The 18576-nt window shown below is 44.0% G+C and carries 17 protein-coding genes; 10 read left to right on the top strand and 7 right to left on the bottom strand.

Going from position 1 to position 18576, the window contains the following annotated elements; all coding sequences use genetic code 11:
- Positions 1 to 93 precede the first annotated feature (93 nt).
- The 7 genes from ACOQOE_RS01460 to ACOQOE_RS01430 all read left to right on the top strand — a co-directional run bounded on the left by ACOQOE_RS01460 (position 94) and on the right by ACOQOE_RS01430 (position 7462).
- Complete coding sequence (locus ACOQOE_RS01460) at positions 94 to 639, top strand: gamma carbonic anhydrase family protein (RefSeq protein WP_420554732.1); 546 nt, start codon at positions 94 to 96, stop codon at positions 637 to 639.
- The gene (locus tag ACOQOE_RS01455) at positions 614 to 1234 is read left to right on the top strand and encodes a hypothetical protein (RefSeq protein WP_420554731.1); all 621 of its coding nucleotides are present in this window, start codon (positions 614 to 616) and stop codon (positions 1232 to 1234) included. The genes ACOQOE_RS01460 and ACOQOE_RS01455 overlap by 26 nt, the downstream gene beginning before the upstream one ends.
- Positions 1235 to 1331: 97 nt before the next feature.
- Positions 1332 to 2606, top strand: coding sequence for an imelysin family protein (locus ACOQOE_RS01450; RefSeq protein WP_067868545.1), 1275 nt, complete (start codon positions 1332 to 1334; stop codon positions 2604 to 2606).
- Positions 2607 to 2680: 74 nt separating this feature from the next.
- Positions 2681 to 4126 (top strand): di-heme oxidoredictase family protein, encoded by a 1446-nt coding sequence (locus ACOQOE_RS01445; protein WP_420554730.1) that lies wholly within the window; start codon positions 2681 to 2683, stop codon positions 4124 to 4126.
- Complete coding sequence (locus ACOQOE_RS01440; protein ID WP_420554729.1) at positions 4127 to 5215, top strand: imelysin family protein; 1089 nt, start codon at positions 4127 to 4129, stop codon at positions 5213 to 5215. It begins immediately after the preceding gene.
- Positions 5202 to 6311: a DUF1513 domain-containing protein gene (locus ACOQOE_RS01435; RefSeq protein ID WP_420554728.1), complete on the top strand. Its 1110-nt coding sequence runs from the start codon at positions 5202 to 5204 to the stop codon at positions 6309 to 6311. Before ACOQOE_RS01440 ends, ACOQOE_RS01435 begins: the two co-directional genes overlap by 14 nt.
- A gap of 206 nt (positions 6312 to 6517) precedes the next feature.
- A complete protein-coding gene (locus ACOQOE_RS01430) occupies positions 6518 to 7462 on the top strand; it encodes a hypothetical protein (protein WP_420554727.1) in 945 nt (314 codons plus the stop codon).
- Positions 7463 to 7708: 246 nt separating this feature from the next.
- On the opposite strand, the gene ACOQOE_RS01425 is transcribed toward ACOQOE_RS01430, so the two are convergent.
- From ACOQOE_RS01425 to ACOQOE_RS01395, 7 genes are all read right to left on the bottom strand, one after another.
- Complete coding sequence (locus ACOQOE_RS01425) at positions 7709 to 10084, bottom strand: Lon protease family protein (RefSeq protein WP_067868561.1); 2376 nt, start codon at positions 10082 to 10084, stop codon at positions 7709 to 7711.
- 134 nt (positions 10085 to 10218) lie between these two features.
- Positions 10219 to 11046, bottom strand: a complete 828-nt coding sequence (aroE, locus tag ACOQOE_RS01420) for a shikimate dehydrogenase (RefSeq protein WP_067868564.1) — start codon at positions 11044 to 11046, stop codon at positions 10219 to 10221.
- A gap of 32 nt (positions 11047 to 11078) precedes the next feature.
- The gene (gene hemF / locus ACOQOE_RS01415) at positions 11079 to 11993 is read right to left on the bottom strand and encodes an oxygen-dependent coproporphyrinogen oxidase (protein WP_067868566.1); all 915 of its coding nucleotides are present in this window, start codon (positions 11991 to 11993) and stop codon (positions 11079 to 11081) included.
- Between the two features lie 21 nt (positions 11994 to 12014).
- Positions 12015 to 12590 carry an L-threonylcarbamoyladenylate synthase gene (locus ACOQOE_RS01410; RefSeq protein WP_420554726.1) on the bottom strand — a complete coding sequence of 192 codons (576 nt, stop codon included), beginning with the start codon at positions 12588 to 12590 and terminating at the stop codon, positions 12015 to 12017.
- Positions 12580 to 13092, bottom strand: a complete 513-nt coding sequence (gene purE / locus ACOQOE_RS01405) for a 5-(carboxyamino)imidazole ribonucleotide mutase (protein WP_067868572.1) — start codon at positions 13090 to 13092, stop codon at positions 12580 to 12582. Before purE ends, ACOQOE_RS01410 begins: the two co-directional genes overlap by 11 nt.
- 150 nt (positions 13093 to 13242) lie before the next feature.
- Positions 13243 to 14388 (bottom strand): DNA-processing protein DprA, encoded by a 1146-nt coding sequence (gene dprA / locus ACOQOE_RS01400; protein WP_067868575.1) that lies wholly within the window; start codon positions 14386 to 14388, stop codon positions 13243 to 13245.
- Positions 14389 to 14403: 15 nt separating this feature from the next.
- Positions 14404 to 15432, bottom strand: coding sequence for a LysM peptidoglycan-binding domain-containing protein (locus ACOQOE_RS01395; RefSeq protein WP_067868578.1), 1029 nt, complete (start codon positions 15430 to 15432; stop codon positions 14404 to 14406).
- 255 nt (positions 15433 to 15687) lie between these two features.
- On the opposite strand from ACOQOE_RS01395, the gene def reads away from it, so the two are divergent.
- The 3 genes from def (at position 15688) to rsmB (ending at position 18574) form a co-directional block, all read left to right on the top strand.
- Positions 15688 to 16200, top strand: coding sequence for a peptide deformylase (gene def, locus ACOQOE_RS01390; RefSeq protein ID WP_420554725.1), 513 nt, complete (start codon positions 15688 to 15690; stop codon positions 16198 to 16200).
- Between the two features lie 77 nt (positions 16201 to 16277).
- Positions 16278 to 17222: a methionyl-tRNA formyltransferase gene (gene fmt, locus ACOQOE_RS01385; RefSeq protein ID WP_420554724.1), complete on the top strand. Its 945-nt coding sequence runs from the start codon at positions 16278 to 16280 to the stop codon at positions 17220 to 17222.
- A 5-nt stretch (positions 17223 to 17227) separates the two neighbouring features.
- Positions 17228 to 18574, top strand: a complete 1347-nt coding sequence (rsmB, locus tag ACOQOE_RS01380) for a 16S rRNA (cytosine(967)-C(5))-methyltransferase RsmB (protein ID WP_420554723.1) — start codon at positions 17228 to 17230, stop codon at positions 18572 to 18574.
- Positions 18575 to 18576: the final 2 nt, after the last annotated feature.

Here is an 18576-nt window from a genome sequence, read left to right as displayed (position 1 = left end):
CAAAAATGAATTTTTCAATTATAATTCTATTTAAACTTCCTCTTATAAATTTGCGATAATGCTTTCCTTTAAATCATATTCGAGTAATAAAGTATGAAAATCCGTACCTATCAAGGCATGACCCCTAAACTAGGAGAACGTGTATTTGTCGATCCAACGGCGGTCGTGCTTGGTGATGTGACTTTAGGAAACGATGTATCAGTTTGGCCTCTCACGGTCATTCGTGGCGATATGCACCGTATCAGCATAGGCGATCGTACAAGCGTACAAGATGGTTCCGTGCTACATATTACTCATGCAGGCCCTTACAATCCTGACGGCTATCCGCTTATCATCGGCTCTGATGTCACTATCGGCCACCAAGCGATGTTACACGGCTGCACTATTGGCAATAAAGTTCTTGTCGGTATGGGCGCTATGATTATGGATGGCGTCATCGTTGAAGATGAAGTGGTTATAGGCGCAGGCTCTTTAATTCCCCCTGGAAAAAGACTAGAAAGCGGTTATCTATACGTGGGGCGCCCAGCCAAACAACAACGTCCATTAACTGAAAAAGAACGCGCCTTTTTCAGTTACAGCGCATCTAATTATGTGAACCTAAAGGATAAGCACCTTGAAGAAACATACGCTAATTTATAGCGCCCTCGCTGTTCTTATCGGTTGCAGCGGCTGTAGTTATAACACCCAAAGTACGCCCGATTCTTGGCTAAAAACACATGGTTTATCAACACCTACAGACTTAGGAGAGATGACCTTATGCCAAAACTTTGGTTGCACTAAATCCAAATCTATACAGTTATCAACCGATGAACTTAAACCCGTTCAATTACTGTTCACCCCATTACCTACTAACGCTGCGGCAGAACGAGAAAGGATCGCTCAAGCGATCGGACTATTAGAAAAGATAACAGGCCCCAGAATAGGCACGGAAAACGATTTAGCTAAAAATGCTTTTGGCTTTAGCTTTGAAAGCAATCAACTCGACTGTGTTGCCGAATCAAACAACACAAGTACTTATTTACTCCTTCTACAGAGCTTAGAACTGCTTAAATACCACCGAGTTGGCGGTAATATGCACCGCGGCTTGTTCACTCTTCACGCTCCCCACAATAGTGCCGCAGTGATTGAGAACGATACAGACCATGCTTATGCAGTAGATTCTTGGTTTCGCCCTAATGGAGAAGCCGCATGGATTATCGAATCAGAGCACTGGCTTTCAGGCGCAACGCCATAAATAGATTATATTAGCCTTTTCGCTATTGATATTTATTCTCATTACGATTATCCTTCGAGGAAACTTATTATTACTGTAAATAAATAGGATTTGATTTATGAATTTTCGCCAGTCATTCGTAGCGGCAGCTATATCGGCTATCGTATGCGGTCCAGCTCTTGCTTCAACGCCCGCCCAGTCCGATATACTCGACAATTACGCTAACATTGCACAAGCGACTTATGAAGATTCGCTACTAACGGCTCAAGAGCTCAATAAAGTTCTTAATCTTTTCCTTGCCAAACCTACCGAAGAGAATCTAAAAAAAGCTCGTGAAGCGTGGATTGCAGCACGCGTACCTTACCAGCAATCGGAAGCTTTCCGCTTTGGTAACCCTATAGTTGATGATTGGGAAGGCAAAGTTAATGCTTGGCCACTAGATGAAGGACTAATCGATTACGTAGCAGCAGGTTATGGTGCGGAATCAGATGAAAATCCATTCTATACAGCAAATATTGTTGCCAACAGTAAACTTAAAGTAGGTGGCGTTGAGATTGACGCATCTAAAATAGATAAGAAGCTACTCGCAGAAACGCTACATGAGATAGACGAAGTAGAAGCCAATGTAGCGACGGGTTATCATGCCATTGAGTTCCTTTTATGGGGCCAAGATCTAAATGGCAACAACCCAGGTGCTGGTAATCGCCCAGCGACTGATTTTGACCTTGAAAATTGCACACATGGTAACTGTGATCGTCGTCGCGACTATTTAATGGCTGCGACAGAGCTTCTGATCGATGATCTGCAAGAGATGACAAACAATTGGGCTCCCCAAGGACCTGCGCGTACTGAACTATTATCCAAGGCACCTGCAGAAGGTATAGCAACAATTCTAACAGGCATGGGTAGCTTAGCGTACGGTGAACTGGCGGGAGAACGCACTAAGCTAGGCTTAATGCTGCATGATCCTGAAGAGGAACATGATTGTTTCTCCGATAATACACATAATTCCCATTTCTACGATGCGAAAGGGATTAAAAATGTCTATTTAGGCGAATATACCCGCGTTGATGGCTCCACAGTTTCTGGTGCTAGCCTTGCGGAACTGATCAAACACCAAGCCCCTACTGTTGATAAGGATCTTAGAAACAATCTAGACAAAACCGAAAGCGCTGCTCAAGTAATGGTTGATGAGGCAGCAAAAGGCAATACTTTTGACGTACTTATCGGTGCGAACAACAAAGAAGGCAATCAAGTAGTTCAGACTTTTGTCGATGCGCTCGTCGCTGAAGCTGAATCTATTGAAGACGCAATCGCGGCGTTGAAACTTGAAGGCATTGAGCTAGAAGGTTCAGATAGTTTAGATAACCCAGCATCAATTAGTGCTGAGTAACCAAGCTGAAGGCTAATCATAAAATCCGGGGCCTAAGCCTCGGATTTTTCTTTTCATAGACGATTAAAAAAACTGTGCACAAATTATTTCCACTCCTATATCTACTTTTTTCCTTCCAGCTCTTCGCATCAGAGAGTTCAACGGTAGGTTTTACAACAGAAGAGATCGAGCAGGGTGGTGCAACAACTCATCATAATGGAAATAATAGACACAGCTTCAGCCACCCAGCCGCTAATCTCGCATTTAAAAAAGAGTTAGATTTTAAGCTAGGGAATAGCATATTCAAAAAGTTGTGGGTACCTGCGCCATCCTCAACCACCGCTAGTGATGGCTTAGGCCCCCTCTATAATGCTCGCTCCTGCATGCAATGTCATATAAGAGACGGCCGAGGGCATACGCCGGAAAGCAACTGGCCAGAAGATAACGCAGTTTCACTTTTCTTACGTTTAAGTATCCCACCTCAAAATCAACAGCAAGAGCAAGCCTTAGCTACAGGGGAGGTCGGTGTTATCCCTGAACCGACTTACGGTACTCAGTTGCAAGACTTTGCGGTAGCAGGATTAAATGCCGAAGGACACATACAAATAAGCTATAGCGAGACAGAGATCACCTTAGCGGACGGAGAATCCGTTTCCTTACGTCGCCCCAAATACTCAATCAGCGATCTCGGATATGGCCCTCTACATCCAGAGACTTTATTATCACCTCGTATCGCCCCCGCGATGATTGGTTTAGGTCTCTTAGAAAGTATTCCTGAGGCCAGCATTTTAGCCCTAAGCGATCCTAATGATCTTAATAACGATGGTATTTCAGGCAGGGCAAACTGGGTTTGGAACCAACAAACCCAGTCAACAGCACTCGGGCGATTTGACTGGAAGGCCGGCACACCAACTCTAAACCAACAGAACAATACCGCTTTTAATGGAGATATAGGCATATCCACTCCCTATGCAACAAGTCCTTATGGCGAGTGCACACAACAGCAAGAAAGCTGCTTAAACATGCCCAATGGAAATAGTGCTCATCTTGACGGCGTTGAGGCATCCGCAAGCATGATAGAGCTATTACTCTTCTATACACGTCATATTGCCGTTCCCGCTCGCAGAAATGCTGACGATCCAGAGGTTTTAGCGGGCAAAGAAATTTTCTATAACAGCGGTTGCGCTAACTGCCACCAGCCAAGATTTACAACAGCAAACATACCCGAGCTACCTGAATTAAGTAATCAATTAATCTGGCCTTATACAGATCTTCTATTACATGACATGGGGGAAGATTTAGCCGATAATCGCGCCGAGTATTTAGCTAACGGTCTTGAGTGGCGAACACCTCCGTTATGGGGCATTGGTCTAACGGACGTTGTGAGTGGAAAAACCCACTACTTACATGATGGTCGTGCACGCACTTTACTTGAGGCAATCCTCTGGCACGGAGGAGAAGCGGAACAAGCAAAACTGTCCGTGACAAATATGTCAAAAGCTGATCGAAATAACCTTATTAAATTCCTGGAGTCTCTATAAATGAGCCTGCTATCTATTACCCGATACAGCGCACTCAGCCTAGTATTTTTACTGAATGCGCCAATTACAGCAGCAGAAATCAGCCAAGAGCGTTGGTTAAAACTCAATCAAGCCGCTGTAAATGAGCACATACTTCCAAGCTACAATGCTTTAGCGGAAAAAAGCAAAACCTTAGCGATGGCTAGCGCCTCACTGTGTGCAGCGCCATCCGAAGAAAATTTGAGGAATGCTGAAGCCCACTTTATTGACACACTGAATGCATGGCAGGGTATACAGCATGTGCAGTTTGGCCCTATTGAACTATTAATGCGTAATTTTACGATTCAATTTTGGCCAGACAAGAAAAACCTCACTTCAAAACAACTGAATATTATTCTTAAAAATCAAGATCCAGCATCACTGGAGCCTGAATTTTTCAGAACAGCAAGTATTGCAGTGAAAGGCTTACCTGCCATGGAGCGAATTCTCTTTGCTGATGACGCGTTAAAACAGATAGAAGAGAATCCATATCGTTGCCAATTCCTACAATCGGTGAGTGATTATCTAGTCATTCAAACGGACAATACTAATAAGGAATGGCAAGAGTACAAGCAGGAATTTAGTACACTCATTTCCGAAGAAGGTATCTACGAAAATGCTCAAGAAGCGAGCATTGATATTATGAAAGCTCAAGTCGAACCACTGGAAGTGATTCGCGATCTAAAAATACTTAGACCACTAGGTAATAAAGGTAAAGCAAAGGCTCGTCGCTTAGAAAGCTGGCGTAGTAAAAATGCACTTCAAAATATACAGATGAATATCCAATCACTCCATCACCTCTACAGCGGCCTTAAAGATTACAATCTTTTCCAGTTGCTGAAAGAGGAAGGTGCGAACGATTTAGCAGACAGTATTGAACAGCAATTCATCACTATAGAAACCACCTTAGGAAAGATACCTACGCCACTATCGCTGCACCTTAAAGAGCCAAAGGTGAAAGAACAGCTATTACTTATCGCTCAAGAGCTTAAACAACTACACGAAAGCCTTGATAAAACCATGCCTGCACTAGGTCTTCAGCTAGGATTTAACAGTCGTGACGGGGATTAGTCGTAGAGAATTTAGCCTGCTGTTAGGTTGCTCTTTACTAAGCTCTTCACTGCTTGCAAATGGGAAACAGTCTTTATTTGCTTCCGCTGCAAAAGCATCCAATGGTGCATATGAATTACTGGTGATCGATCAGGCAGGGCGTCTGCACTTACGTCATGAGTTACCAGCACGAGCGCATCACATTGCGGCCCATCCTCATAAACCGCTATTAGCCGCTGTAGGTCGTCGCCCAGAAATATTTATTGATGTGGTCAACTACAAAACAAAGCAGCTAGAAACTCGCATTAGAAGCGCTCAAGGACAGCACTTTTACGGCCATGCAATTTATTCTGCAGATGGTCGCTGGCTGATCTCAACTGAAAACGAGATTGCAACAGGGCAGGGACTAATTGTTATTCGTGATGCTCTACATAACTATGCTGTTGTACAACAATTTAGCTCTGCGGGCATTGGCCCCCATGAACTAAAAATGATGGCCGACGGGAATACTTTAGTTGTTGCTAATGGGGGAATTCTTACCCATCCTGACCAAGGCAGGGCAAAACTCAATATAGATGTTATGCGCCCATCACTAGCCTATATAGACATCAAGACAGGTCAATTGAAAGAACAGGTCTTTATGCCAGAAGAGTACCACCAGCTGAGCATTCGCCACTTTGATATTAATCAAACAGGCAGGGTTGTCATAGGACTGCAATACCAAGGAGACAAAACAGACGATGTCCCTTTAGTTGCGTTCCATACCCAAGGACAACCTCTAGCATTAGTTCGCGCACCGATTAGCACCAATATGGCAATGAAACAGTATTGCGGTAGTGCTCGTTTTGATAAAAGCGGAAAAGTTGCAGCGATATCAGCCCCTCGTGGCAACTTAATTACCTTTTGGCATGCAGACACCCAGCAATTTATTACATCAACCACAAGCAGAGATGGTTGCGGTTTAGCGCAAACAGAGAAACCTGAAGAGTTCTTAATCAGTACGGGCAGGGGATACTGCTATCGCTATAACTGTCAAACCCAAAGCAAACACAAGATAAAGCTCAATATCCCTGTACAGACTGCTTGGGATAACCACATGTCAAAAATTTTAGCCTAGGCGACCGCAATCTAAGCCTAGGTTCATTATTTTTAGCGGCCTCAGCGATACACATATATGTTAACAAAATATTACAATATAACTTACTACTATTACATAAAGATGAAGGGAAAAACCATGAAAAAACAGCCATCGCCACATGTGTTGCAGCGGCTCTAGCAATATCATCTCCTGCATTTGCGGACGTTGCAGAAGAATTAGCAGCAATGAAAGCACGCATTGCACAGCTTGAATCTCAACTAGCCACTCAGCAAGAAACGCTAGCTAAGCAAAAAAACGTTTCTAACACTAGCTCTGGTGGTTTTGCTGATAATGTAAGCGTTTCTGGAGCAATGGAAATTCTTGCTACTCACTCTGAAGAAGACGGCGGCAATAGCACAAATGATGTCGTTCTTGACACATTTGAATTAGGCATTGAAGCTAAAATTAATGAAAACGTAACGCTTTCTTCTTTAATTGAGTATGAAGACGACAAACTAGACGTAACTGAAGCTTATGCTGTAATTGGTGCTCCAGATAGCAACCTAGCCCTTACTGTAGGTAAAGCACCTGTTCCATTCGCTGTTATTAACAGCAACTCATGGACTGATCCACTAACTGACGATGCTTTCGATATCAAAGAAGGTATGGCGATGGTTAGCTGGGGTAACGATAGCCTAACACTAGACGCTTATACTTTTAATGGCGCAGAAGATGGCGATACCCTTGATACTGTAGGCCTAGGCGCAGATTTCGCTGTAACTGAAGGCTTGTCTTTTGGTGCAGGTTATCTAAGCGATGTTGCTGATCTAAACGGCCTTCCTGCAGGTGATGCATGGCGTTTAAACGGCCTATATGAAGCCGGTGCTCTAGCCCTTTCTGCAGAATATATTGATATTGATGCTGACAACACTTCTATCGATCCAACGTTCCTACACCTAAATGCAGGTTATGCAACTAACGTGTTTGGCGCTGACGGTCAAATTTTCGCAGGCTACAGCGAAACAGATGATGGCCAGAATGTTGTAGACCTAGCTGAAGAACGTATTGTTCTAGGTGTAGAGCGCTCATTCGGTGAAAATGCATCTGTTGTTGCTGAGTACGTACGTGAAGAATCATACAGCAATGAAGAAACTGATACTTTAAACCTTGTCCTTGTGACAGAGTTCTAAGTAGCTATACCTAAAGGTTTAGTGGCATAAATCTGAGCAAACCGTGGATCAACACTGTGGTTTGTTTGGAGTGTGACAGACCGGCATTGAATCCCCCTTCTATCATCAATGCCGGTCGTCACAATTTGGTATAGCCATAGTGTCAACGTTCCCGTTGCACTAATAGCGTGCATATTATCTGTAAAGCGTCAGGCATGGAACTAACTTACACCAACTTTTACACTTTTTAATCACAAGGTATAAGGTTTAGTCCGCTTTAGCACTAGATATTTCGCGTAAGCGTTTAACCACTTGGGCATTAATACTTCGCTGGGTAAATGTACCATCCTCTTTCCGCTTACCGGCTTTACGCCCCATCAAGACTTCTAGGCATTGATCCACGTGGGAAACTGCATAAACAGAAAACTCACCTTGTCTAACCGCTTCAACCACTTCAGCCTTTAACATTAAATTACGAATATTTGCCTTAGGAATAACCACTCCCTGTTCGCCATTCAAGCCTCGTGCCTTACATAGATTAAAGAAACCTTCTATCTTCTCGTTAACACCACCAATGGCCTGTACTTCACCATACTGATTGATTGAACCCGTGGTTGCATAATTCTGACTGATTGGGATATGGGTAAGCGCAGAAATTAAAGTACAAACCTCTGCTAATGAAGCACTATCACCATCAACATAACCGTAAGATTGCTCTAGAGCTATACTCGCAGACATCGCCATAGGGAAATCTTTAGCGTACTGATTGCCCAGGAAACCACTGAGGATAAGTACCCCTTTCGAGTGAATAGGCTGACCTAAAGTCACCTCCCGCTCAATATCCACAATACCGCGATTACCGGGATATACCGTCGCAGTAATGCGTGCAGGTGTACCAAATGCCACATCACCTACTTGAAGTACAGTTAAACCATTAGCTTTACCTATAGCTTCACCTTCAGTATCGATCAGTACTGTTTCTTCTACGATACCTTCTTCAATTTTCTCCGCCATCCGTGCTGTACGACGCTCTTTCGCATTCAATGCCATCTCCACATGATCAGCATTGATTAGCTCATCTTCCTCTTTGATCCGTTTAAAATCCGCTTCACAGAGCAGATCAACGAGTTCACCAATATGGGCGGAGAGCAACTCTTGGTTTTGAGCCTGCCGAGAACTATGTTCCACCAACCGAGCGACTGCACGGCGTGTTAGCGGGGCCAAACCCTCTTCATCAGCTAAAGTTTTCATTAGCCGTGCATAACTGCGTACCATCTGAGGTGTACGTTTTACATCCTCATCAAAGTCGACCACCACTCTGAACATCTTTTCAAAGTCATGGTCGAGCTCTTGTAATAAGTAATAAATATCACGAGAACCGACTAGCACAATCTTTACTGTCAAAGGCACCGCTTGCGGCAACAGGGTGATAGTACTGATCCCTGTATATTCACTGGCAGGACTTTCGATACTAATCTCGTGGGATTTCAGTGCTCGTTTCAATGCACCATAGACAAAAGGCTGCTCCAATAATTTTTCCGCTTCCATAACCAAATAACCGCCATTAGCCTGATGTAATGCACCAGGACGAATAAGCTTATAGTTGGTCGATAGCGCACCCATCTCCGTATTATATTCAACGCGGCCAAATAGATTCTCATAACTCGGATGAGCCTCGTAAACAACGGGAGCGCCTTTGGTTTTAACATTATCAACTAGCAGATTAACCCCGTAATTGCTTTCCATATAGTTACGTCGGGCAGCATCAGTTACAGGTTCTAAAACTTTGTCATCACCGACAATTTCACTACAGTTTTTGACCAACGAGTTTTCCATCTCAGCCAAATAGTCCATGGCTGCAGAGAGATTGGCATATTTCTCTTTAATCGGTTGGAATAGGGGGGAGATCGCTTCTCTAGTTGTGTCTCGATCAAGGTTTTTTAACTTTTCCGCCGCTTCACGACGCCATTGAGGCAAGCCAGTTAGTGCTTCATTTAGCTGATCTTCTAACTCAGAAATAGCTCGAGTAAATCCAGCTCGTGCCTCTTCAGTTAGCTGAGAAAAAGCTGCCTCATCCATTGCCTGCCCATCAGCAACGGGAGTAAACCCTATAGTCCCAGCATCTCTATAGACAGCAATACTGTGTTCACGCGCTTCGCGCTCAACGGCATCAATCGCATGATCATAATAACGATTAAAATCGCGCTCGATTTTACTTTTCATGCGCTGATAAGTTGGGCTTTCAAACGCCGCGGGCATCTCAGTTAAAGCGCCTTCAATAATATGTTTAATATCACGCTTAAACTGCTGTGCCTTCCCGGCGGGAAAACTGATGGCCAAAGGGTGGCGATTATCTTTTAAATTATTAAGGTAGATCCAATCGGTCGGTTTCTTCTCTTTTTTGGCAACCGCTTTTAGGTTTTCCATAGCAAAAGAAAAGCGTCCAGTATGAGGCGTTCCCATAACAAACAGGTTATAACCTGGACGGCGCATACCAATACCAAACTCCATCGCCTCAAGCGCCCGATCCTGCCCAAAAAAGCCGGTAAAAGGTTCAAGTGTTGATGTGGTTTTAAAAGGTAGTAGTTCAGGATCACAGCTACAATAGAGCTGCTCAGTGGATAGTCGGGTTTCCGTTACCATATGGCGCTCCCGCTGATGACTGGGGTCATTAAGAAATCACAATTTTTACCTGTGTTTCTTGAAGTTATACCCCCCAGAAGCGCCGCTTGCAAGCTCTGATGGAAAAACAAGGAAAGATAACAGTTGTATTAAAATCAATCAGTTAATAGATTACGAAGCTGTTTAATTACCGACTGAGAATCAGGTTCAATTCCGCGCCATATTTGAAAGGATTGTGCGGCTTGCTCAACGAGCATACCTAATCCATCAATTGATTTTTCTGCGCCTTTATCTGAAGCCCACTGACAAAAAGCAGTAGGGGAGGCGGAATACATCATGTCATAGCACCAAGCATGATCAGCTAAAACAGAATCAGGAATGGGAGGCACTTCTCCCTGAAGGCTTGCAGCGGTCCCATTGATAATCAAATCAAAACATTGTCCACCCAATGTATCATATCCAGATCCGGAAACATTACCTAAATGAGCAACCAGTTCGGCCAATTCAACCGCTTTTGAAACAGTTCGGTTTGCAATCACTAATCGCTGTGGCTTCTGCTCTAAAACAGGCTGCAACACGCCCCTCACCGCACCACCAGCACCCAGAATAAGAACCCGCTTACCTTCAATCTTGCCGCCATGGTTACGCACAATATCTTGCACCATACCTACACCATCAGTGTTATCACCACAGAGCTGCCCCTGCTCATCGCGATAGAGTGTATTCACTGCTCCGGCAAGTTCTGCACGAGGAGATCGCACGGTAGCTAACGCCCAAGCTTCCTGCTTGAAGGGTATAGTGATATTCAACCCCTGCCCATCACCGGATAAAAATGATTCAACAGTTTCAGCAAATTTATCTTCCGCTACAGCAATCGCCTCATAGATCAAATCTTGACCTGTATTTTCAGCAAAAGCCGTATGAATCTGCGGTGACTTTGAATGCGATATAGGGTTACCAAAAACGGCATAACGATCTGTCATATATCTGGACTCTTTACATTGCTTGCGTAATGTTAAACATTCAACCAATCTGTAGGTTTTAAATAACGCTCATATAGAACAGATTCTTCAGTGCCTGCTTCGGGTTTCCAATCATAGCCCCAACGCACTTCGGGAGGCAGTGACATTAAAATTGACTCTGTGCGCCCGCCAGACTGAAGACCAAAAAGCGTTCCGCGATCATACACAAGATTAAATTCAACATAACGTCCACGACGATGTAGTTGGAAATCCCGTTGACGCTCGCCGTACTCCTTACCTTTATTACGCTCAATAATTGGGATGTAAGCTTTACTATAAGCGTTACCAATAGATTGCATCAAAGCAAAGCTTTTTTCGAAACCATACTCATTTAGATCATCAAAAAATAACCCGCCTATTCCTCTTGGCTCATCACGATGCTTCAGATGAAAATACTCATCGCACCATTTTTTAAAGTGTGGATAGATATCCTCGCCAAACGGGTCACATGCGTCTTTAGCGGTTTGATGCCAAAATTTACAGTCTTCATCATTGCCATAGTAAGGCGTTAAATCAAAACCACCACCAAACCACCAAACAGGATCTTCCCCTTCTTTTTCTGCAATAAAGAAGCGTACGTTAGCATGCGAAGTAGGGATGTAAGGGTTTCTTGGATGGATAACTAAGGAAACACCCATCGCCTGAAAGTTACGCCCGGCCAACTCAGGTCGATGTGCAGTAGCAGAGCCCGGTAACTTATCACCAAAAACATGGGAGAAGTTAACCCCGCCTTTTTCAATGATGGCTCCATCCGCTAATACTCGAGTTCGCCCACCGCCGCCTGTTTCACGCTGCCATTCGTCCTCAAAGAATTCACCACCGCCATCAACCTTTTCAAGGGCATCACAAATAGCGTCCTGAAGGCCTAACAGATATTCTTTTACAGCTTCGATATTTGGGGCGGACATAGTACTCACTCACTTATATATTCAGACCCTAACGATACGGTCCGATTTTAAATCTTTAATTTGGGTTGGCTGAGACAATCCGCCTAAGCAACCAGGCAAAACATAATCAAGCTCACTGCCGAAGTAAGTATTTACTCTCAATATATCTTTGGCCGGACAATGAGCTGAAGGATTAGCAGAAGTGGAAACAATGAAAGATCCGTAAGCTTCAGTTAAGCTTTTAACAAGTAAGTGATCACTCACTCTTACAGCAACTGAGCTATGTTTCCCTTTAATCCATCTGGGGATTATATCTTTTTTGTCCGGTAAAACCCACGTATAAGGCCCCGGCCAACTAGCCGTTACTTTATCGTATTCTTCCGCACTGAGGTCATCTAACAGAAATTGTATTTGAGACAGGTTTCCCGCAACCAAAACAAGCCCTTTATCGACAGGGCGTCGTTTAATTTTGAGCAGGTGGGAGACTGCGTCTTGGTTAAAAGGGTCACACCCTAATCCCCAAACCGCTTCGGTAGGATAGGCGATAACACCTCCATGTTCTATCGCCCGAACAGACTGGTGAATATGCCACCAGCCTAAATTCTTATTACAGTTCACCGTTCTGGAGCTTTTCCTGCAGTGCTGCATCTTTTGCAACAATAGAATCAGTATTAGCTTGTCGCTCTTGCTTTAAACGTTCCGCAAGATCAGCATCCGCTACAGCCATAATCTGTGCACCCAGGTAGGCAGCATTTTTAGCGCCAGCTTTGCCTATAGCAACTGTAGCAACAGGAATGCCGCCCGGCATCTGAACAGTAGAAAGCAATGCATCTAAACCATCAAGCGATGAATTAATTGGCACACCAATAACAGGTTTAGTTGTATTCGCAGCTACGGCTCCTGCTAAATGAGCAGCCATGCCGGCAGCACAAATAAAAGCTACAGCACCACGAGCATCGGCATCTTTAACATAATCATGCGTCTGAACCGGAGTACGGTGTGCAGAGCTAACTTTAATTTCGAACGCAACGTCCAATGAGCGCAATACGTCAACCGCAGCGGTCATTACAGGTAGGTCAGAATCCGACCCCATTAGAATAGCAAGGAATGGTTTGCTCATGTCTCTCTCGGATAGTTAAGTTAGGATGCTGAACACTAAATGTTCAAAGCCTGCTTTGCAACAACTGTTCGGTCATAGATATAGACGAAAAATATATAGAAAAATCGACTGATATTCCTTTTTATTTCATGTTAGGCGATCCAAGCTCTTTTAGCACTTAATATAACCACCCTCTCTTTGCTCTATAACGCCTTTCAATTCCATAGAGACAAGTAGCTGGCTCAACTCAGCAATGCTTAAACCACTTTGAACACTTAGCTCATCTATGCAACAAACCTCATAGCCTATCTGTTCTAAAACGCGGCTCTCGGCACCACTCAATTCAACCAGTAAATTACTCTGGGCACTATTGTCTGGGCTTCCTCTATTTTGATCAAACTCCTCATTTAGATAATAACCTAATAAGGGCGCAAGTTGATCAATCATCTCTTGCGCTGTTTCTACCAATACTGCCCCCTCTTTAATTAGCAAATGGCAACCTCGACTTAAAGGATTATTTAATGGGCCCGGTAGGGCAAAAACCTCTCGACCATGCTCCATCGCCATTCTAGCTGTAATTAAAGATCCGCTTTTCGGAGCAGCCTCAACAACCAGCACACCTACACTCATACCACTAATTAAGCGATTTCTTTTTGGAAAATGGGGCGCTATAGGAGGGGAGCCTAAGAAAAATTCACTTACCCAAGCACCTCCGTTTCTTAAAATATCTACAGCTAACGATCGATTTCGGGCTGGATAGATCCGATCAATGCCGGTACCAAAAACAGCGACAGTAGGCTTCTCAATATCAATACACGCCTTATGGGCCGCGGCATCAACCCCCAAAGCCAATCCCGAATTAACAACAACGCCATTTTTAGCGAATTCTAAGGCAAACCCATAAGCTTGCTTTAAACCACTTACAGACGCGTTCCTACTACCGACAATCGCTATCTGGGGTAGATTAAGTGCTTGAACATTCCCACGAACAAACAGAATAGGAGGAGGATCATAAATTTCACGAAGTAATTGGGGATAATCAGAGTCGGTGATAGGTAGGATATATGCGTCATCAAAAGATGCTTGCCACTGCAACGCAGTATCTATAGCTTGATGAACAAGCCCTTGAGAGGAGCTCTGATATTCACACAGCGCATCTATAGTTTTCTGTTTAAGACCTAACCGCTGCCATTCGATTAAAGGCGCGTTAAGAAGCTTTTCTGGCGTCCAGCCTTTCTCCCATAACGTTTTAATCGAAGCCGGCCCAAGGCTGGGCAGGGCGGCAACGGCGATCCAGTCCCTTGGATCTGCCGTCATTTTTATTTCCTTAAATTATGGTTGGCGCAAAGTATCGCCAATAGAAACGACATCTGTGCTTTGCATAACTAAACCATAGCTTACTTTTTCGAATACTTTAAACACCATCAATTCGCCCGAGCGTTCACTAGGCAAAGTGACGAACTCTTTAGTCACAGGATCCTTAAGACGCTCACCTTTACGGTAAATAGCAAAAACATGCCCAGGCTCTAAACCTTCACGGACACCGCGGTTAATGGCAACAACATTGAACTGTCCACCATCTCTAACACCACCAAGCACTTTAAGAATTTTACCTTCAATTCCATCAGGAGAGGGTTGAGGATAAAAGATAGACTGTATACGAACCTCTTCGGTCGGTACCACTCGATCCAATACTCGAATCTCTTTTTTAGATTTCACAACATCAAGGGTAATAACATCCTCTGTGTGAGTTTTCACATCAGCATCCGCTACTTTAGTTAGCTCGAAACCTAAAACCTCTTCCGTATCAGGATCTACGTATTCGCCATCTGCACGATAGATGCCTTGTCGACGCTGCTCTTCTAACAAACTACCTCGAGCATAAATACGATCACCCGCACCGGCGATGATGCGTGCACTCTTACCACCTAATACATAAGGTGCATCCTTGAGAATATCTTCCTCTAGCACACGGTTATCATTCAAAAAGCTGATAATATCGCGTAGGGGTATCGCAGGGATAGCCTGATCTAGCGGAGAGGTTCGCGCACGAGGATAGATTCCACTATCTCGACGAACACCAAGGCGAGGCTTACCATCCACCCAAGTTAAATAGATAACATCACCAGGGTAAATAAGGTGCGGATTATCAACTTGTGGGTTTACGCCCCAAACTTCAGGCCACTTCCAAGGGCTTTGCAGAAAGCGCCCCGATATGTGCCATAAAGTATCGCCTTTAACAACAACATATTCTTGTGGATAGTCATCACGAAGAAGCAAACTATCCTCGCGTGTTTCAGCACTAACATGCGTAATAGAAAGCACCACAAAGGCAAGTAATCCACATAACAATTTTTTCATGTCCAGTTCCCTTATTACCCCAAGCCATAAAACTATCAAGCTAATGAGGTAACGACAATGCATTGAGCGTTCTAATCAGTATAATAGGCAGAATAATATTTTTCGCTATCGATCTCGACATATTATTTCGGCCAATCTGCTGAAAAATCGAGCAATTTAATTAGAAACAAAGTTACTTTCTTTCTAACGTTAGCATGTATCAATGAGAGATACCTGCTAGATAGCCTCACACAACTGTAGAATAGACATTAAACCATGGCAATATTAACCATTCTAGAATACCCAGATCCTCGCCTGCGTACTATCGCAGAACCTGTAGAAACGGTTGATGATGCCGTACGTGCTCAAATTGATGACATGCTCGAAACTATGTATGCCGCCCCCGGCATAGGTTTAGCAGCAACGCAGGTAAATATTCATAAGCGTATTGTTACTATCGATATTTCAGAAGAACAAAACGAGCCTTTAATTCTGATTAACCCTGAATTTGAAATACTTGAAGAAGAGTTACACAAATATCAGGAAGGCTGCTTATCTGTTCCTGGCTTCTATGAAGATGTACAGCGCCCACAAAAAGTTAAGTTAACGGCGCTCGATTACAATGGTGAGCCATACGAACTTATTGCTGACGACCTTTTAGCGGTTTGTATTCAACATGAATTAGACCATTTAAATGGCAAACTCTTTGTAGATTACCTCTCCATGCTTAAGCGCAATCGCATTAAGAGTAAGCTTGAAAAGCAGCACAAAATGGCAAAGCACGCATAAGCGCAATCGACTACACTCTATTCTCAGGCTTGCGCTTAACACCGCAGGCCTGTTTTATTTGATTTGGATAACTTTTTATGGCTAATACCCCACTTCGTATCGTCTTTGCAGGAACGCCAGACTTTGCCGCGTACAATTTACAGGCGCTGCTTGATAGCGAACACCAAGTAATAGCGGTATATACCCAGCCTGATAAAAAAGGGAAACGCAAAAATCAGATCGCCCCAAGGCCCGTAAAAGACCTTGCCGAAGCCCACAATATCCCTGTTTTCCAGCCCACCAGCTTAAAAACCGAGGAGGAACAGCAAGTACTTGCTAACCTTGAAGCCGACATTATGGTTATTGTTGCTTATGGAATGCTCTTACCACCCTCTATTTTAGAAACTCCCCGTTTAGGCTGTATTAATGTGCATGGCTCACTTCTGCCACGCTGGAGAGGTGCCGCCCCTGTAGAACGCTCTATGTTAGCCGGTGATGCAGAAACCGGCGTCACCATCATGCAGATGGATGAAGGTTTAGATACCGGCAACATGCTTTTAAAAGCCGCAACACCTATAAATGAAACAGATACAGCAGCGTCCCTTTTTGATCGTTTAAGTGGCATAGGTGCAACCGCCTTAATTGAAACATTAAACGGCCTATGTGAAGGAAACATTGCTGCTGAAATGCAAGATAATGAGTTAGCAACTTATGCCCACAAGCTCAGCAAAGAAGAGGGCGTGATCGACTGGAACCAATCAGCAGAAGCTATTGATCTAAAGATTCGCGCATTGAGCCCACGTATAGCGGTTACTTTCCAGCTAGAAGGTGAAACAGTTAAGTTGCTTGAATGCGAACGACTAGATCAACAAGGTGCTGCAGGACAAATTCTTCCCTCTGATAAAAAAAGCATCGTTGTTGGCTGCGGGGAAGGGGCTATCAAAATAAAGAGGCTGCAACTCCCCGGTAAAAAACCTATGGATGCAGCTTCAGTACTCAACTCTAAACGTGAACAGTTTAGTGCTGGCGTACAACTAGGATAACTATAATGACATCCAATGTCCGTGTCTTAGCCGCTCAAGTGTTGACTCCTTTATTACAAAACAAAGGTTCACTCAACACCCAGCTTCCCGCCATTGAGCGACGTTGCCCAGAGAAAGATCGCGCCTTACTTCGCGAACTCTGCTATGGCACTATGCGTCACCACCCGCAGTTAAATTGCATAATAAAACTGCTTCAAAATCGCGCTTTCAAATTCCGCGATATAGATATTAAAGCGATTGTGTTACTAGGTTTATACCAACTTCAATATACACGCATTCCCGCCCATGCAGCCATTAGTGAAAGTGTTGAGGCTTGCAGGGATTTAGATAAGGAGTGGGCAGGTAAAGTTGTTAATGCCATTTTACGTCGCTTTCAACGGGAACAAGAGGAGTTGATCGACTCATTATCAGACAACGAATCTTACCAATTTAACCACCCCGAGTGGATGATCGCTAAATTAAAAAACAACTGGCCGGATCATTGGCAACAGATCCTAAAAGCCAACAATGAACAAGCCCCTCTAACGTTAAGAATCAACGCACTCAAAACAGATAGAGAACGCTATTTAACTCAGCTTGAACCCATCGTTGATGCAGAGAAAACCGAATTTAGTCCCACAGGAATTCGCCTATCCACCTCATTAAATATTGAATCACTGCCCGGTTATGAGGAAGGCGCCTTTAGTGTGCAAGATGAGGCGGCCCAACTATCGGCCCAACTACTAGATTTGCAGGCAGGTCAAACCGTTCTCGATGCTTGCGCGGCCCCAGGTGGAAAACTATGCCACCTATTGGAAAGCGAACCCGCTCTAGCCTCCGTTGATGCCGTTGAACTAGAAGAGAGAAGAGCAGGGCGAATCGAGGAAAACCTAGAGCGCTTAGATTTAGATGCCAATGTAATTATTGCTGACGCTTCACATCAAGAGTGGTGGGACGGAACACTCTACGATCGAATTCTATTAGATGCACCCTGTTCAGCCACCGGCGTTATTAGACGCAATCCAGATATTAAATATTTACGCCAAGGTGAAGATATTCATGAAACATCTAAACTACAATTATCTATCTTAGAAAACTGCTGGTCGATGCTCAAACCCGGCGGAAAATTACTCTATGCAACTTGCTCCATTTTCCCGCAAGAGAATGAGCGACAGATAAAGCGCTTTATTGCACAAACAGACAATGTAACAGAGATAAAAATTGATGCACCTTGGGGAATTGCCCGCGAGCATGGACGTCAATTATTTCCACAAATCAATCGCCATGATGGTTTCTATTATGCACTGCTGGAAAAACAGAGTAAGCTCACTAAAACGGCGACTCTACCGCCTCTAGCAGCAGTAAAAGGCTGATA

Origin of the sequence: Neptuniibacter marinus (assembly GCF_965223595.1) — a bacterium.
GTDB classification, from domain to species: Bacteria; Pseudomonadota; Gammaproteobacteria; order Pseudomonadales; family Balneatricaceae; genus Neptuniibacter; species Neptuniibacter marinus.
This window is presented reverse-complemented; position numbering and strand designations above follow the sequence as displayed.

What these genes read in the sequence shown, in the direction of transcription:
- ACOQOE_RS01425 (WP_067868561.1), bottom strand. Translation starts at nt 10,084, where the DNA reads ATGGTAACGGAAACCCGACTATCCACTGAGCAGCTCTATTGTAGCTGT.
- ACOQOE_RS01460 (WP_420554732.1), top strand. Translation starts at nt 94, where the DNA reads ATGAAAATCCGTACCTATCAAGGCATGACCCCTAAACTAGGAGAACGT.
- ACOQOE_RS01395 (WP_067868578.1), bottom strand. Translation starts at nt 15,432, where the DNA reads ATGAAAAAATTGTTATGTGGATTACTTGCCTTTGTGGTGCTTTCTATT.
- purE (WP_067868572.1), bottom strand. Translation starts at nt 13,092, where the DNA reads ATGAGCAAACCATTCCTTGCTATTCTAATGGGGTCGGATTCTGACCTA.
- fmt (WP_420554724.1), top strand. Translation starts at nt 16,278, where the DNA reads ATGGCTAATACCCCACTTCGTATCGTCTTTGCAGGAACGCCAGACTTT.
- hemF (WP_067868566.1), bottom strand. Translation starts at nt 11,993, where the DNA reads ATGTCCGCCCCAAATATCGAAGCTGTAAAAGAATATCTGTTAGGCCTT.
- ACOQOE_RS01440 (WP_420554729.1), top strand. Translation starts at nt 4,127, where the DNA reads ATGAGCCTGCTATCTATTACCCGATACAGCGCACTCAGCCTAGTATTT.
- aroE (WP_067868564.1), bottom strand. Translation starts at nt 11,046, where the DNA reads ATGACAGATCGTTATGCCGTTTTTGGTAACCCTATATCGCATTCAAAG.
- ACOQOE_RS01450 (WP_067868545.1), top strand. Translation starts at nt 1,332, where the DNA reads ATGAATTTTCGCCAGTCATTCGTAGCGGCAGCTATATCGGCTATCGTA.
- ACOQOE_RS01430 (WP_420554727.1), top strand. Translation starts at nt 6,518, where the DNA reads ATGAAAGCACGCATTGCACAGCTTGAATCTCAACTAGCCACTCAGCAA.
- rsmB (WP_420554723.1), top strand. Translation starts at nt 17,228, where the DNA reads ATGACATCCAATGTCCGTGTCTTAGCCGCTCAAGTGTTGACTCCTTTA.
- def (WP_420554725.1), top strand. Translation starts at nt 15,688, where the DNA reads ATGGCAATATTAACCATTCTAGAATACCCAGATCCTCGCCTGCGTACT.
- dprA (WP_067868575.1), bottom strand. Translation starts at nt 14,388, where the DNA reads ATGACGGCAGATCCAAGGGACTGGATCGCCGTTGCCGCCCTGCCCAGC.